This window comes from Sorangium sp. So ce295, from assembly GCF_051527405.1.
Lineage (GTDB): Bacteria > Myxococcota_A > Polyangia > Polyangiales > Polyangiaceae > Sorangium > Sorangium cellulosum_B.
Genome location: NZ_CP150324.1, coordinates 13087746 through 13102538 on the forward strand (window position 1 = coordinate 13087746; position 14793 = coordinate 13102538).

General features: G+C 71.5%; 11 protein-coding genes. 8 read left to right on the forward strand and 3 right to left on the reverse strand.

Features of this window, described 5'->3' with window-relative positions:
• Positions 1 to 190 precede the first annotated feature (190 nt).
• The 5 genes from WMF11_RS49440 to WMF11_RS49460 all read left to right on the forward strand — a co-directional run bounded on the left by WMF11_RS49440 (position 191) and on the right by WMF11_RS49460 (position 4707).
• Positions 191 to 1561 (forward strand): phenylacetate--CoA ligase family protein, encoded by a 1371-nt coding sequence (locus WMF11_RS49440; RefSeq protein ID WP_437975722.1) that lies wholly within the window; start codon positions 191 to 193, stop codon positions 1559 to 1561.
• Complete coding sequence (locus WMF11_RS49445; protein ID WP_437975723.1) at positions 1558 to 2733, forward strand: glycosyltransferase family 4 protein; 1176 nt, start codon at positions 1558 to 1560, stop codon at positions 2731 to 2733. The genes WMF11_RS49440 and WMF11_RS49445 overlap by 4 nt, the downstream gene beginning before the upstream one ends.
• 298 nt (positions 2734 to 3031) lie before the next feature.
• Positions 3032 to 3271, forward strand: a complete 240-nt coding sequence (locus WMF11_RS49450; protein ID WP_437975724.1) for a hypothetical protein — start codon at positions 3032 to 3034, stop codon at positions 3269 to 3271.
• Positions 3272 to 3277: 6 nt separating this feature from the next.
• Complete coding sequence (locus WMF11_RS49455; protein ID WP_437975725.1) at positions 3278 to 3679, forward strand: hypothetical protein; 402 nt, start codon at positions 3278 to 3280, stop codon at positions 3677 to 3679.
• Entirely contained in the window at positions 3676 to 4707 is a 1032-nt protein-coding gene (locus tag WMF11_RS49460; protein ID WP_437975726.1) for a hypothetical protein, read from the forward strand. The genes WMF11_RS49455 and WMF11_RS49460 overlap by 4 nt, the downstream gene beginning before the upstream one ends.
• Before the next feature lie 79 nt (positions 4708 to 4786).
• Here the strand turns inward: WMF11_RS49460 and WMF11_RS49465 are convergent, their stop codons facing one another.
• From WMF11_RS49465 to WMF11_RS49475, 3 genes are all read right to left on the reverse strand, one after another.
• Positions 4787 to 6052 (reverse strand): DUF3237 domain-containing protein, encoded by a 1266-nt coding sequence (locus tag WMF11_RS49465; RefSeq protein ID WP_437906011.1) that lies wholly within the window; start codon positions 6050 to 6052, stop codon positions 4787 to 4789.
• Positions 6053 to 6129: 77 nt separating this feature from the next.
• Positions 6130 to 7200: an alpha/beta hydrolase family esterase gene (locus WMF11_RS49470; protein WP_437975727.1), complete on the reverse strand. Its 1071-nt coding sequence runs from the start codon at positions 7198 to 7200 to the stop codon at positions 6130 to 6132.
• Between the two features lie 222 nt (positions 7201 to 7422).
• Positions 7423 to 8616, reverse strand: coding sequence for a hypothetical protein (locus WMF11_RS49475; RefSeq protein ID WP_437975728.1), 1194 nt, complete (start codon positions 8614 to 8616; stop codon positions 7423 to 7425).
• Positions 8617 to 8872: 256 nt separating this feature from the next.
• Between WMF11_RS49475 and WMF11_RS49480 the strand changes: the two genes are divergently transcribed.
• The 3 genes from WMF11_RS49480 to WMF11_RS49490 all read left to right on the forward strand — a co-directional run bounded on the left by WMF11_RS49480 (position 8873) and on the right by WMF11_RS49490 (position 14688).
• Complete coding sequence (locus WMF11_RS49480; RefSeq protein ID WP_437975729.1) at positions 8873 to 11122, forward strand: substrate-binding domain-containing protein; 2250 nt, start codon at positions 8873 to 8875, stop codon at positions 11120 to 11122.
• A 112-nt stretch (positions 11123 to 11234) separates the two neighbouring features.
• Positions 11235 to 13544 (forward strand): substrate-binding domain-containing protein, encoded by a 2310-nt coding sequence (locus WMF11_RS49485; protein WP_437906017.1) that lies wholly within the window; start codon positions 11235 to 11237, stop codon positions 13542 to 13544.
• A 43-nt stretch (positions 13545 to 13587) separates the two neighbouring features.
• Positions 13588 to 14688, forward strand: a complete 1101-nt coding sequence (locus tag WMF11_RS49490) for a hypothetical protein (protein WP_437975730.1) — start codon at positions 13588 to 13590, stop codon at positions 14686 to 14688.
• Positions 14689 to 14793: the final 105 nt, after the last annotated feature.

The window sequence follows — 14793 nt, forward strand, 5'->3', positions numbered from 1 at the left end:
CTGTCATAAGGAGTTCACTCACGCCATCTCCGCGGTAACCAATCGTGGCCGCGGGTGGCGTGGCGTGCGCAACATGTAGGGGGGCGCGGGGCGCGGGTGGGGCTCGGGTGGCGCGCGCGCGTGGGGAAGCGGCGACCCGGCCGCGGCTGCTTGACTGCGTGGCCGAGGTTCGAAAGAATCCTCAGCAGCCATGTATTCAGCCCTCTTTCGGAACGTGCTCTTTCCGTTTTACGAGACGAAACTCCGAGGGAGAGCCACGCTGGCCTACCTGGGGGAGCTGGAGCGGTCCCAGTGGCGTCCGGAGCGCGAGCTCAGGGAGCTCAACTGGAGAAAGATGCTGGCGGCCCTCCGCTTCGCCGAGCAGAGCGTGCCCTTCTACCGGCGCCGCTTCGCCGAATACGGGGTGCGGGTCAAGGACGTTCACGCGCCCGAGGATCTCGCGCGCTTTCCGGTTTTGACCAAAGCCGATCTCCGCGCGCACGGCAGCGAGCTCATCGCGGATGGGTGGCGCGGCAAGCTCTTCAGGAGCGGTACGGGCGGATCGACCGGAGAGCCGGCGCGCTTCTTTTACGATCACGCGACGTACGAGTGTAGGAGCGCCGCGGCCCTGCGCTCCGACGCGTGGGCTGGCGGCCGGATCGGGGACAAGGAGCTGTACATCTGGGGGATTCCGACCCTGGAGCCCCGCTGGAAGAAGGCGAAGCGCACGCTGCACGAGGCGCTGATCCGGAAGAAGACGGTCAGCGCGTGGAACCTGGCGGAGGAGCGGCTCGCGGGGGTGGTGGACGAGATCCGGCGCTACCAGCCGAACCTCGTTGTGGGGTACACGAGCCCTCTCTACTACACGGCGCGCTATGCGCTCGAGACGGGGCACCGGCTGCCGACGCCGAGGGGGATCATCGCGACGGCGGAGCGGCTCTTCCCTCACCAGCGCGAGGTGATCGAGCGGGCGTTCCAGGCGCCGGTCTACGATCGCTATGGGTGCAGGGAGATGATGCTGATCGGCGCGGAGTGTGAGCGCCACGAGGGCAAGCACCTCAACATCGAGAACGTCTTCCTCGAGGTGGTGCGCGGCGGCCGGCACGCGCGGCCCGGCGAGCCGGGCGAGGTGATCCTGAGCGATCTCGTGTGCCGGTCGATGCCGCTGCTGCGTTACAAGAACGAGGATGTGGTGGTCGCGGCCGACAAGCCCTGCTCGTGCGGCCGCGGTTTGCCGCTGCTCGCCTCGGTCGAGGGGCGGGTGCTCGACATGATCGTCGGGACGGACGGCCAGCTCCTCTCGTCCGTGTTCTTCCCCTACTTCTTCAAGGACAACCCGACGGTGGAGCGGTATCAGGTCCACCAGGACAAGACGCGGGCGATCACGATCAAGATCATCCCTGGCGAGGGGTACGGGCCGGAGACGTCGCAGGCCATCGAGCGCGATCTGCGCCGGTTCCTCGGGGAGCGGGCGGACATCCGGGTGCAGCTCGTCAGCGACATCCCGGTCACCTCGGGGGGGAAGTTCCGCTTCACCATGACCGAGGTGCCGATCGAGTTCGGCCGCGGGGCCGCGGCATGATCGGAGCGTCCGGGGTCCGGCCGGCGCCGTCCGCCGCGCCGGGCCGGCCCGTGAAGGTCGCCCACGTCGTGCTCTCGCTCAACGTGGGTGGGCTCGAGCGGGTGGTGCTCCGGCTGCTCGACAGGACGGCGCGCGACCGGTTCGCGCCGGTGGTGTGCGCGCTCCAGGAGCCCGGCGCGCTGGCCGAGGAGCTGGCGCGGCTCGGCGTGCCGCTCGTGGTGCTCTCGCGGAAGCCCGGCCTCGACCCGGGGCTGCCGTTGCGGCTCTCGGCGTGGCTGCGGCGCGAGGGGATCGGGCTCGTGCACACGCACAACCCGGGGCCGCACCTCTATGGCGCGCTCGCGGCGGGCCTCCTGCGGGCGGCGGCGTTCCCTGGCGGAGGCGGGCCGCGCGTCATCCACACGAAGCACGGGCGCAACTACCCGAAGCAGAAGCGGAAGGTGCTGGTCAACCGGCTGGCCGCGGCGCTCACGGACCGGGTGGTGGCGGTGAGCGACGACTCGCGGGCGGTCGCGCTCGAGGTGGAGCATGTCGACCCGGCCAAGGTCGTGACGATCTTGAACGGCGTGGACACGGACGTGTTCCGGCCGGGCGACGCGGGCGCGGCGCGCGCGCGGCTCGGGGTGCCGGCGACGGGCTACCACGTGGGGTGCGTCGCGCGGCTGTCGCCGGAGAAGGATCACGCGACGCTGCTCGACGCCTTCGCGCGGCTCCGCGCGACGCGGCCCGACGCGCATCTGACGCTGATCGGCGACGGCCCCCGGCGGCCTGCGCTCGAGGCGCAGGCGGCGCGGCTCGGGCTCGGCGGGGCGGTGACGTTCACGGGCACGCGCGGGGACGTGGCGGAGCTGTTGCCTGCATTCGACGTGTTCGCGCTCGCGTCATTGACGGAGGGGATCTCGCTGACGCTCATCGAGGCGGCGGCGGCGGGGTTGCCGATCGTCACGACGCGGGTGGGGGGCAATCCGGAGATCGTGGTGGATGGCGAGACAGGGCTGCTGGTGCCGGCTGGAGCGCCGGAGACCCTGGCGGCCGCGCTCGAGGCGGTGGCCGTGCGGGAGGATCGCGCGGAGATGGGGTTGCGCGGGCGAGAGCGGGTGATGGAGCGGTTCGGGATCGACCGCATGGCGCGCGCGTACGAGGACCTCTATGACGAGGTGCTCGGGAGGTAGCGTTCGCGGGGCACGATACGGAATGTCGGCTCCATAGGTGAACGGTCGGCTTTCGATTTCGTCCACGCGATAAGCAGTGGCTGGTGGCGCTGTGCCACGGCTCGTCGCTGAGCCTGGTGATTGCCGTCGTTGCCGCATGGGAGGGACCACGAAGGCCGACGTTGCGGGCGCCGTGCTCACAAGGGCAGTCTTGCCGCTCGCGCGGTATGGTCCGCGGGGCGTCTTGTCCGGAGACGCGGCGCGGTGTAGCGTGCATCACGCTCGGGGAGGGAGGCGTATGAGACGTCTGTGTGTCGCCGTGCTCGTTCCGCTCGTCGTCGGCTGCTCAATCGTGGACCCAGAAGATCGCGATGAGCTGAGACGTCAGATCGCGATGCTGCCGCACGACAAGCTGATGGCGATGAAGCGCTGGACCATGCACGAGCTGGCGAAGGAATGGTTGAAGACAAGGGACGAGAACGACCAGGTGGGCAAGGTAATCTGCCGCGACAACGAGGGCGGGCTGTGGAGCGGATGGTACGATCGTCCGAATAAGTAAATCACCGTGGAGGATATGCTTACCTGTCTCATAAAGAAGCCCGATCTTCCGAGCTATCTCTTTTGCGCCGAAGAATTTGCGCGCTACGTCGTGCCTTCCGCGCAGGGCGAAATCAAGGCTCTGTTGCCCGAGTTTACCGACATCGAGTGCAAGTATGTGTGGGATTTTCGATGCGAGCCCGAGAAGCTGGATCCGAAGATGGTCGATATAGATGCGATCGAGTCGGATGATATCATCCAAGCCATGATCACCCTTCCGGGGCCGCCTCCAGGGTGGGCTATTCCTCGGTTCGCGCCGCTCCTCTGCCCGCTCGGCGCAGGGGAGGGCTGGGGATGCCCTCCCAGACCGTCCGACTCGTTCCCTACGGGCGGAGAGCCCACGGACCCTCCTGGCGGGGATCAACCGTGAAACGTCATCTCGTCGTGCACGAGGCGGGCAACGGGTCGGTCATGTTCAGGACCAAGGACCCACGAAAATGGAAGTCCTACCTCCAGAACCTGGGCGAGGTGTGCGGCGCGGCATGGCGAGACGATCTGTCAGAGGAGGAGGAGCGCGCGTGGGCCGAGGCGCACCGGAAAGAGTTCCACCACTGGGTCGACGGCAGAGCCGCCCCGCCGTGGCCGATGCTGATCGCCGCCGTGAAGCGCGCGTTCGTCGCCGGTTATGGGGCTCTCGAGCGAAAGCCCACCACGGAGGCCGAGGCGCTCGCGCGCCTGGACGGGAGCTATCTCTGGAAGCTGCTGACGGCCGACGATGTGGCCCAGGGGCACGGCCCCGAGGCGCTCCGCGCCTTCCAGCGGGGCTTCCGGCTGGGACGAAGCCAGAGACCCTTCTCCGCGAAGAGGAACATCCCCTGGATGGTGGATCCTCCCTATCACTGGTATCGCCAGCAGGCGGAGGCGAACTTGATGGGACCGAGCGCAGCTCGCGAGCGAGCCCTCGTGGCCGCATGGCGCGCGAGCGGCGCGAGTCGCGAGGACGTGGAGGCGAGCCAGCAGGCCCTGCGCGAGCTCCACGCGAGCGCCTGGCGAGAGGACGTGCCCGAGGAGGACCGCGCGTGGGCCGAGGCGTACCGCGAGACGTGCGCGCACTGGGTCATCGTCCACCGGCGCGATGCGGTGGCGCAGAGCGCCTACGAGGCCTATCTCCGGAGCAGCGACGGAATCCTCGACGGGGAGCCTGCGCCCCCTTGGTCGAAGCGGAGCGACCGCGACTCGGAACCGTGGCGGTTCGTTGCAGATCGCGTCGAGGACGCGCCCGAGGACGAGAGCGAGCTCGCGACGGCCGAGGCGGCCGCGCGCGAGTACTGGGACGCGCGCTGGCGCGAGGCGCCGCCGTGGGACGGCGACCCGGACCAGGTCCACTGGCTCGCGGCGGTCCGCGCCGCGCGAAAGATGTGGGAGGAGATGGCCGACCACATCCCGAGGCCCTGGTAGCTTTACCCGAGACGCCCGATTCCGTGGTCGTCGCGCCCCTGCCACCCGGACGCGCCGCTGTCACCGCGGCGCTGCTGTTCTATTTGCGCTCGTAGAAGGTGAGGCTCACCCCGCCGCCCGCCGCGCCGCCCGGGTCGGAGCTCACATACTGCTTCGTGTTGAGGATCGCATAGGGGCCGTCCGCGCGCGTCTCGAAGACAGGAATGAGCGCGCCGAACGGTCCGCAGTTCCTCACCACGATGACCTCGCCGTCCTTCGAGGACAGCGCGTACCTGGCGTCCAGCACCGTGGTCGCCCCGATGAGCTGGTAATCCGCGCCTCCGGGGAGCACCGAGCCCGACAGGCCGCTCAGCAGCATTCCGCCGGTGACCGTGCCCCCGGTGATGGGAATGATGTTGCGCGAGCCGCGCTTGCTCGCGCCGATAGACACGGATGCGCCGAGCGTGACGGACTCGGTGAACACGCTCGAGCCCTTCGCTCCGGTCGCCGTCGAGCACTCCCACGTTTGGTTCGGGACGCCCGCGGGATCCTTGAGCTGGATCTTCGGCTCTCCGGCGTCCACCTTGCTGATGTCGTAGACGTCGAGCTGGATCGTGCCCGCTTCGGCGTCGACGACACGGGTGCCCGCGAACTTCCCGGTGTTGAGCCACGCGAGCGAGCTCGAGTTGGGGACCTCGAAGTCCGGGACGATCCGGACCACGTCATCGCCAGCGGCGGCCACGCCGCAGGTCCGCATCAAGATGCTGGTGCCATCGCTCGCTTTCAGGATGTTGATCTCCTCGAGCTCGACGGATCCGTTCGACAGCGTGAGCTCGAGGTCCATGCCGCCGGTGAGGACCGTGGCCTGGATCTTGTCGCCCGTGAGCGTGCCCCCCTTCACGTCGAGGAGGCGGCGGTGTCCGAACTGGGTGGTCCCGACATCGTGGGTCGCGCCGAGCTGGAGCGTCGCCCGAAGGACGAGCTCGCCGCGCGTGGGCAGCGGAATGCCGTTCGGCATCCCGCAGGTCCACGACGGATCGGGGACGATCGTCGCCTCCTCGCTGCCGTTGTTGCCGCCGCCAGCGCCGGGCGTCCCGCCAGCGCCGCCGCTGCCGCCGCTGCCCGTCTCCTCGGCGCCACCGGTTCCCGTGGTTCCGCTGCCCGCGGTGGTTCCGCTACCCGCGCCGCCCACGCCGGCGTCGCCGCCCGTGCCTGTCGCTCCGGCGGAACCGCTCGACGCCGCGCCGCCCGAGCTGCTGCTCGTCGTCCCTCCGCTGGTATCGTCGCTCGACGAACCACACCCTCCAGAGCAGATGCCCAGGATTCCAGTTATCAAGAGCTTCGCTGGCAGATTTTTGATCACCATGGCCGGACCCATCCATTCAATCCACGCTGGGATTCGATGCACGCTGAAACGTGGCGCTGGTTCGAGCGACGCTCGCCTCAGAACTGCGAGAAGAAGCTCCAGATCGACTCGCCGGAGTTGTTCTGCGGGGCGTGGCCCCCGTCGAACTCGCACCAGACGACCGGATAGCCCGCGTCGCAGCCCTCGTAGCTGACGCAGGGGCTCGGCTCGACCGGCTTGGTCTGCTGGCCGCAGTGGTTTCGCTCGAGGAAGACATCGCGGGCGCTCTGCCCGTTCGCGAGCGGAACCACGTTGTCGGTCTTGCCGTGGGCGCCCCACATGGCCACGGGATGGTCGCCGTCCTCGCAGCCGCTGTAGATCGCGCCGGACATGGAGGCGATGGCGCGGAAGTCGTCGCCCATCGCGCAGCCGATCGCGTAGGACATCATGCCGCCGTAGCTGAACCCCGTCGAAAAGATCCTGCTCTCGTCGATGCAGAGCTCGGCGCGGAAGCGGTCGAGCATGGCGCGGAGAAACGCGATGTCGCGGCCCCCCGTGTTCGCCCAGCCCTGGTCGATGCCCTCGGGCGAGACGAAGATCGCCGAGCCGTCGGCGCGGCTCTGGAGCCCGTAGTAGCCGCCGCCGAACCCGGTCGCGACCTGCTCGGCCGAGCCGCCGCGGGGATGCCAGGCGAAGATCAGCCGGTAAGGGTGCTTCGGATCGTAGCCGTCCGGCACGGCGAGGATGTACTCGCGCTTGGTGCCCCCGACATCGACGCTGAAACGGCCGCTCTTCGGCGCGGTCGCGCTGCCGCAGCCCGCGCTCTGCGCCGCTCCTCCAGCGCCGCTCGAGCCGGAGCCGACAACGCCCCCGCCGCCCGCGCCGGTTTCCCCCGGGTCCGGGCGCCCGCCGCTGCCGCCGGCGCCGCTGACCGCCCCCGACGAGCCACCGTTTGCCGACGAGCCACCATTGGCCGACGAGCCACCGGTTGCCGACGTGCTCCCCGTGGCACCGGAGGCGCTGGATCCGGGCCCGGCGGGCCCTCCTGCGCTGCCGCCGGAAGATGCCTCGTTCGTTCCTTCTATCTGGCTGGAGCAGCCCAGCGCCGCGAACGCCGCGAGCGCGACGAGCCCTGGAGCGATCGCGCCGAAATTGCGAAGCGTTTTCATTCGTCCCCGCCTCTCTATTCCAAGATCGCCGTCCGTCCTCGCATCACCCGATGCAGGTCATCTGCGACAACGTCGTACGCCATGCCTCACGCCCAAGGCATAGGCATACTCGCCTATGCCTCGGGCGTGAGGCATAGGCATACTCGCCCATGTCGAGATGCGAGACGTCACGCCCGGAGGCGCGGACTGGACGACGCGGGCGAGGGGCGAGCTCGAAGCGGCCTAGCCGCTCGGATCGAGCTGCACGCCGACCGTCCACGCGGCGCCGCCCACCTCGTCCTTCACGGTGATGCGCCCCGTCGCGGCGTCGAGCTCGAACGCGGGGTCGCCGCCGTTCGGGGTCGTGTTCCCGTCGTGGACGCGGACGACCTTGTCTCCCTCCACCGTGCACTCGGAGACGCCGGTCGTGCCCGCGCCGTAGAGCATTCGGCCGGCGCACGCGAGGCGCGTGAGGCATTTGCCGCCGCGCGGGAGCGGCGAGACGAGCAGCGCGCACCTCTGGCCCACCTTCACCGGGCTCGGTCCCGTGGACTCGGTGACGCGCGCGGACCGGCGCAGCGCTTGCCGGGTCGCGTCGAGGAGCGCCTCCCCCGCGACGGGCAGACTCTGGTACGCCAGCATGAGCTCGACGCGGTACGCGGGCGCCGAGTCGCGCCAGACGGCGCCCGCCTTGCGGATGCTGTCGAGCGAGACCTCGGCCCGCTCCCCGGCGCGCGAGCCCTTGTCCTGGTACGAGAGGGCATAAGCATAGGTGCCAGGCTCAGGACCGGAGTCCTCCTCCACGCCGCTGCTGAACATCGACATACCGTTCAGCGGATCGCTCGACCGGTAGATCGGCTTGCCGCCGCAGAGGACCCGGAGCGCGGGAACGCGGATGTCGTCGCCCGAACTCGCGAGCTCCGCCTCGACGGTGCACGTCGCGCCGGCCGCGAGGGGGAGCCCCGTGGCGCGCGTGACGGCCGCCTTCCAGGTCGCGGTCGCGGTCCGCGACGGCGCCTGGCGCGCCGGCGGGGCCGGCTGCGGCGGCGCTTGCGCTGGCTCGGGGACCGGCGCCGGCGGCTCCGGGGGGGGAGGGGCAGGCGGGGGCAGGGCCGGCTGCTGGACGATCGCCATCGTCTCGCGCGCGGGCCGCGCCAAGAGGTAGCTCGCGATCATCGCGCAGAGCCCCACGCCCGCCATCGTCACGAGGAGCGGCACCGCCGACGACCGCTTCGGCCGGCCGCGCACCGCGGCGAGCTCCCGGCCGAGCTGGTCGAGCACGCGGCGGGCCTCCGCCATCTGGCGCTCGATCTGCTCGACCCGCGCGGCCCGATCGTCGTCGCGGTGCTCCGCGAGCTCCTTCCTGGCCGCCGCGAGCTGCTCCTCGAGGCTGTCCACACGCCCCCGCAGCGCGTCTCGTTCGTCGCGGTATTGCATTGCTCGACGATACCACCGACCAGCTCACCAGCGACGCCGGGCGCCGGCGGCGCGCCGGTCGTCGGAGCGCGTCGGAGCGCGTCGACACTCGCGCCGCGCGTGGGGCGGCCATGTTCGCAGTCTGACGCTACGCTCCGGATTCCACGGCAGGACACGAGACTCCTCGCCCGGGCCGGCTGCGCAGCGTATACGATGTAGCCGGTCCTCAGCGGTCGTGGGGAGGGCGGTCAGGTTGTGGAGCAGGAGGCCGTCGCGAATGGGTCAGGGTCGCCAGGGCAGTGCGGTACCGTTGCCGGAGCAGTGGGGCGAGCTGCCTGGCGCAGCGGAGCGGAAGGCCAGGGGAAAGGCCGGCGTCTCCGGCCCTGGTGCGCGCCGCTCCGAGGGCGCGCACCCGGCGGCCCGCCCTCCCACCCTCGGCGTCGTCGCCCCGTTCCTCTCCGGCGCGTTCTGGGGCCCTGTCCTGCTCGGCATCCATGAGTCGGCCCAGCGGCGCGGGATCCGCACGCTTGTGCTGCGCGGCACGCCGTCCGAGGTCCTGGCCCCCTCGCTCGCCAGAGAGCAGGTGGACGGGTGGCTCGTCATCATCGAGTTCGGCGGCATCGAGGCGCTCGCCGATGCGGGGGTCCCGTTCATCACGCTCGGCGCCCGCCCCGCCGGCGTCCGCTGTCCCTCGGTGGTCCCGGACAACCACGGCGGCATCCGGAACGCGGTGCTCCACCTGATCGAGCACGGGCACCGGCGCATCGCGTTCGTCGGCAACTTCGCCGCGTACGACGTGCGCGAGCGCCGCGACGCCTACATCAGCACGCTCGCCGAGGCCGGGATCCCCCTCGACCCCGATCTGGTCATCCCGTGCGACAACAACATGTACAGCGGCGGCCGGGCCGCCGCGCCGGCGCTCCTCGCGCAGCTGCCCGCGTGCACGGCGGCCGTCTTCGGGACCGACAAGAACGCGCTCGGGACGATGTCCGAGCTGAAGGCGGCGGGCGTCCGTATCCCCGAGGATTTCGCGATCATCGGCTTCGACGACGTCGTGGAGGCGCAGAGCGCCGACCCGCCGCTGACCACGCTGCGCCAGCGGTTCGAGATGATGGGGAGCGCGGCGTGCGAGCTGCTCGCGTCGATGATCGCCGGCGAGCCCTTCCCGCCCGAGGGCGTGCGCACGGCCAACGCGCTCGTCCTGCGGAGCTCGTGTGGTTGCAACGTGGTCCAGAACTTCCTCGACACGGAGGAGGCGGCCTCCGAGGAGGACGCCGGCGACACGCTGGCCCGACAGATGGTCGAGCAGCTGCTCCTGCCGCGCCCGCTCCCGCCGGATACCCCTCCGGCCGCGGTCTGGCCGGCGGTCACGCGGGTTGTCGACATGTACTTCGCGGCGCTCCGGGGCACCGCGCCCGCCCCGGCCGCCGAGCTCGAGCGCGCCTATCGCCAGGCCGTCGCCATCACGCCCGATCTGGGGGCCCTGCTGTCGACGGCCCGCCTGATGGATCAGCTCCCGGAGCGGCGCCGCATGTCCCTGGACGCTGCGGCCAGCCGGCGGGTCCAGGACTTCGTGGAGCTGGCGCGCCTCGCGAGCGCGCGGGCGCGGCTCGACGCCGAGACCCACTCCGTCCACCAGCTCGGGGTGCTCGCGAGGACCAACTACGATGTGAGCTTCGCCCTGCTCGGCGGCACCCAGCAGGAGTACCGGTCGCTCTCGTGGCTCGGGACGACCACGATGGTCTGGGGTTGCCTCGCGTTATGGGATGACCCGGCGGAGCGCGCGGGCCTCGTCGTCGCGGGCGCCTACAGCCGCGACGGCAGCCCGGTCCCCCCGAACGGGAGCCGTTATCGGCTGGAGGCGTTCCCGCCGGCGGAGATGCTGCCGCCCTCGGCCGCGGACGGCACGTACATGGTGCTGCTCCTGCCGATACGCTCCGTGGAGCGCGACTGGGGGATCCTCGTGCTCATCGGCCCGGCCGTCGTCGCGATGACCGGGGACGAGGGCACGGTCGCGATCTGGGGGACGCTGCTCGGGGCGGCCCTCGAGCGCGACGCGCTGCTGGCGTCGCTGTCGGCGCGGCACGCCGACCTGCAGCAGGCGTTCGCGAGCGAGCGCGCGCTGTCGCAGACGGTGCGGGAGCTGGGCTGCCCGATCATCCCGCTCCTCGCCGGCGTGCTGCTCGTGCCGCTGATCGGGATGCTCGACAACGGCCGCGCCCAGCAGGTGCTCGAGAAGGTGGCCGAGGGGGTGAGCCGGCACGAGGCGCTGTCCGTGCTGCTCGACCTCACGGGCGTTCCGTTCGTGGACCTCCAGGTCGCCCATTTCCTGGGCCTGACCACCCGCGCGGCCGCCCTGCTCGGCGCGCGCGTCTACCTGGTCGGCGTGCGCCCCGAGATCGCGGAGAGCCTCATCGACGTCGATCTCGGCGAGCTGGCCACGTTCTCCTCGCTCGCGATGGCGCTCCTCGAGCTCGGGCAGGCGGGGGTGCGCGCGGCGCGGGCGGCGGGGCCGGGCGCGCGGTAGGGCATCATCGCTTTCCTCACCTCTCGCCTGAAATCGATTAAGGATCGCGCTGCCGACGGAAGTCGAGAGGCTCGGCCGGACGTGGGCGAGCAGGCAGGGAGGGAGCGCCAGGATGGGTCAGGGGAGCCGGGACAGCGGCATCGTGGTGCCGGAGCAGTGGGGCGAGCTTTCCGGCGCACCGGGGCAGGGGGCGGGCTCGGGGCGCGGCACCGGCTCTTCTTTCCCTCCGGCGCGCCTCTCGTCTCTCCCTCCGGCGCGCCGCTCGTCTCTCCCTCCGGCGCGCCGCACCGACGCCCCGCCGCTCCATGTCCCGGCAGCCGGCGCCGGGGCCCGCTCTCGCACCCTCGGGGTGATCTCCCCCTTTCTCGACGGCTCGTTCTGGAACCCTGTCCTGCTCGGCATCCATGACTCGGCCCAGCAGCGCGGGTTTCGCACGCTGGTGCTGCGCGGTACGCCGTTCGAGGTCCACGCGCCGTCGCTCGCCGGCGAGCATGTGGATGGGTGGATCGTCCTGATCGAGCTGCATGGCATCGAGGCGCTCGCGCGCGGCCGGGTCCCGTTCATCACCGTCGGCACCCGCGCCGCCGATGTCGCCTGTCCAGCCGTGATCCCGGACAACCACGGCGGGATGCGGAGCGCGGTGCGCCACCTGATCGAGCACGGGCACCGGCGCATCGCGTTCGTCGGCTACTTCGACGCGTACGACGTGCGCGAGCGCTTCGCGTCCTACAAGGACACGCTCGCCGAGGCGGGCATCGACTTCGACCCCGATCTGGTCATCCGGAGCGACAACAACTGGTACAGCGGCGGCCAGAGCGCCGCGCCGGCGCTCCTCGCGCGGCTGCCCGGGTGCACGGCGGCGGTCTTCGGGACCGACAAGAACGCGCTCGGGGTGATGCCCCTGCTGAAGGCGGCGGGCGTCCGCATCCCCGAGGATCTCGCCATCATCGGCTTCGACGACATCGCGGACGCGGAGGGCGCCGATCCGCCGCTGACCACGGTGCGCCAGCGGTTCGAGATGATGGGGAGCGCCGCGTGCGATCTCCTTGCGTCGATGATCGCCGGCGAGGCCTTCCCGGCCGAGGGCGTGCGCACGGCCAACTCCCTCGCCGTGCGGAGCTCGTGCGGGTGCAACACGATCCAGGAGTTCCTCGCCAAGGAGGAGACGGTGCCCGAGGAGGACGCCGGCGGCGCCCTGGCCCGGCAGATGGTCGAGCTCCTGCTCCTGCCCCAGCCGCTCCCGCCCGACCTCTCGCCGACCGAGGTATGGCCGGCGGTCACGTCGTTGATCGACGGCTATTTCGCGGCGCTTCGGGGCGCCGCGCTGCCTTCGGCGGCCGAGCTCGGGGGCGCCTGCCGGCAGGCGGTCGGCATCACGATGGATGTGGGGACGTTGCTGGCGGCGATCCGCCTGCTGGGCCAGTTTCACGAGCGGCGCGGCGCGTCCCTGGACGACACGGCCAGGCGGCGGGTGGAAGCGTTCCTGGAGCTCGTGCGCCTCGCGATCGCGCGGGCCCGGCTCGAGGCCGAGAGTCAGTATGTCCGCCAGCTCGGGGTGCTCGCGCGGACGAATTACGATGTGAGTTTGGCGCTGCTCGGCGGCACCCAGCAGGCGACGCGGTCGCTCTCGTGGCTCGAGACGACAACGGTGATCTGGGGCTGCCTCGCGCTGTGGGATGACCCGACGGCGCGCTCCCGCCTCGTCGTCGCCGGCGCCTACAGCCGCGACGGCAGCCCGACCCCGCCGATCGGCCGCCGCTGTCGGCCGGAGGCGTTTCTGCCGGAGGCGATGCTGCCGCCGTCGGCCGAGGACGGCACGCACATGGTGCTGCTCTTGCCGATACGCTCTGCCCGGCGCGACTGGGGGATCCTGGTGCTCGTCGGCCCGACCCTCGTTGCCATGGCCGGAGACGAGGGGACGGTCGCGATCTGGGGGACGCTGCTCGGCGCGGCCCTGGAGCGCGACGCGCTTGTGGAGTCGCTGTCGTCGCAGCACGCCGACCTGCAGAAGGCGTACGAGATCGAGCGCGCGCTCTCGGAGACGGTGCGGGAGCTGGGCTGTCCGCTCATCCCGCTCCTGCCCGGCGTGCTGCTCGTGCCGCTGATCGGGATGATCGACGGCGGCCGTGCCAGGCAGGTGCTCGAGAAGGTGTCCGAGGGGGTGAGCCGGCACAGGGCGTCTTCCGTGCTGCTCGATCTCACGGGCGTGCCGTTCGTGGACGCCCGTGTCGCCGACACGGTGGGCATGACCAGCCGCGCGTCCGCGCTGCTCGGGGCGCGGGTCTATCTGGTCGGCGTGCGCCCCGAGATCGCGATGAGCCTCGTCGGCGTCGACCTCGGCGTCCTGAGCACGTTCTCCTCGCTGTCGGCGGCGCTCCGCGAGCTCGCGCCGGCGGGCCGGCGCGCGCGCAAGGCGCGGTGAGGCGCCTTGACCTGCCGAGACGCGGCTGGCGTAGAATCGGTCCATGCTCGCCGTGCATTGCCCGCGCTGCGGGCGACCCGCGCCTGTGTCCCTCGCCAGCCCGGATCTCATGGCCTGCGCGGCGTGCCACTACCGCGGCCCGCTGCCCGGGGAGGCGGCGCAGGGCCTGCGCGCCGCGGCGCACGTCGTCTTCCAGACCGACGTGCGCCGCCGCCAGCTCTCGGAGGCGCTGCGGCGGAGGCTGGTCACGGCGTCCCAGCGGCACGCGCGGCTGCTCGTCGTGTTCGCGCTCGCGTCGGTGCCGATCACCCTGCTCGGCGCGCTCATCGTGCTGGGGGTCTGGGTCAGCCCCGACACCGAGGGGAACGTCATCACCGGCGGCATGACGGTGGCGGCGTGGCTCGGCACCGTCGGGACCGGCGCGGCCGTGCTCGCGGTCATGCGCAGCAGGCAGCGGCGGCTCGAGGAGGCGTGCGCCGCGCGCCCCCCGGCGGCCCCGGGCGAGCCGGCGGCGTGCCACGTGTGCGGCGCGCCGCTCGGCGCGGGTGACGGCGCGATCGCGCGGTGCGGCTTCTGCGCCGCCGACAACCTGGTCGCCGCGGCCGTCCTCGAGCGGGTGCGCGCGCGCCAGGTCGTGATCCTGCGGTCGTTCGAGCAGGCCGTGAGCGCCGAGCTCGCCTCGTTCGGCCGGGCGACGTCCGGCGCCGCCGCGGTCGTCGTGGCGACCGCGCTCGCGGTCCCGGTCGCCTCGTTCGTCCTCGCCGTCGCCGTCACCCTGGTGGGCGAATCGAGGCGGTCGCCGGTGGACTCCGCCGTGACGTACGCGGTCGTCGGCACGCCGCTCGGGCAGTGCATCGGAAAGATCATGCCGGGGAAGGGCGGCGGCACGGCGGTGCGGTTCGGCGGGTTCCGGCGCGCGGAGCTGCCCGAGGAGCAGGCGATCGCGCCGGGAGCGCCGATCGAGGCCGTGTCGCCCGGGTCCCTCGTCGGCCGCTCCGTGACGGCGAAGCAGGGGGAAGGCGTCGTTCAGGGGGTGTTCTCGTCGCCGCTCACGGGCAACTCCGTCGAGGTCCGGCGCGAGGAGGGGACGTCGTTCACGAGCAGCATCGCCGGCCTGTGCCTGAGCGGCCCGCCGCCGCGGTGAGCTGCGCGTGTCTCGCGCCCGCGTCCAGCAATGGACGTTGAGACGTCGAGCGCTCAATCGCTGTTGATCGCGGGATTCCGCGCGCGCGCCGCGATTGCTGCGCTG

Coding starts and splice junctions, on each gene's coding strand:
- WMF11_RS49440 (WP_437975722.1), top strand. CDS start 191: ATGTATTCAGCCCTCTTTCGGAACGTGCTCTTTCCGTTTTACGAGACG.
- WMF11_RS49445 (WP_437975723.1), top strand. CDS start 1,558: ATGATCGGAGCGTCCGGGGTCCGGCCGGCGCCGTCCGCCGCGCCGGGC.
- WMF11_RS49465 (WP_437906011.1), bottom strand. CDS start 6,052: ATGGTGATCAAAAATCTGCCAGCGAAGCTCTTGATAACTGGAATCCTG.
- WMF11_RS49470 (WP_437975727.1), bottom strand. CDS start 7,200: ATGAAAACGCTTCGCAATTTCGGCGCGATCGCTCCAGGGCTCGTCGCG.
- WMF11_RS49475 (WP_437975728.1), bottom strand. CDS start 8,616: ATGCAATACCGCGACGAACGAGACGCGCTGCGGGGGCGTGTGGACAGC.
- WMF11_RS49480 (WP_437975729.1), top strand. CDS start 8,873: ATGGGTCAGGGTCGCCAGGGCAGTGCGGTACCGTTGCCGGAGCAGTGG.
- WMF11_RS49485 (WP_437906017.1), top strand. CDS start 11,235: ATGGGTCAGGGGAGCCGGGACAGCGGCATCGTGGTGCCGGAGCAGTGG.
- WMF11_RS49490 (WP_437975730.1), top strand. CDS start 13,588: ATGCTCGCCGTGCATTGCCCGCGCTGCGGGCGACCCGCGCCTGTGTCC.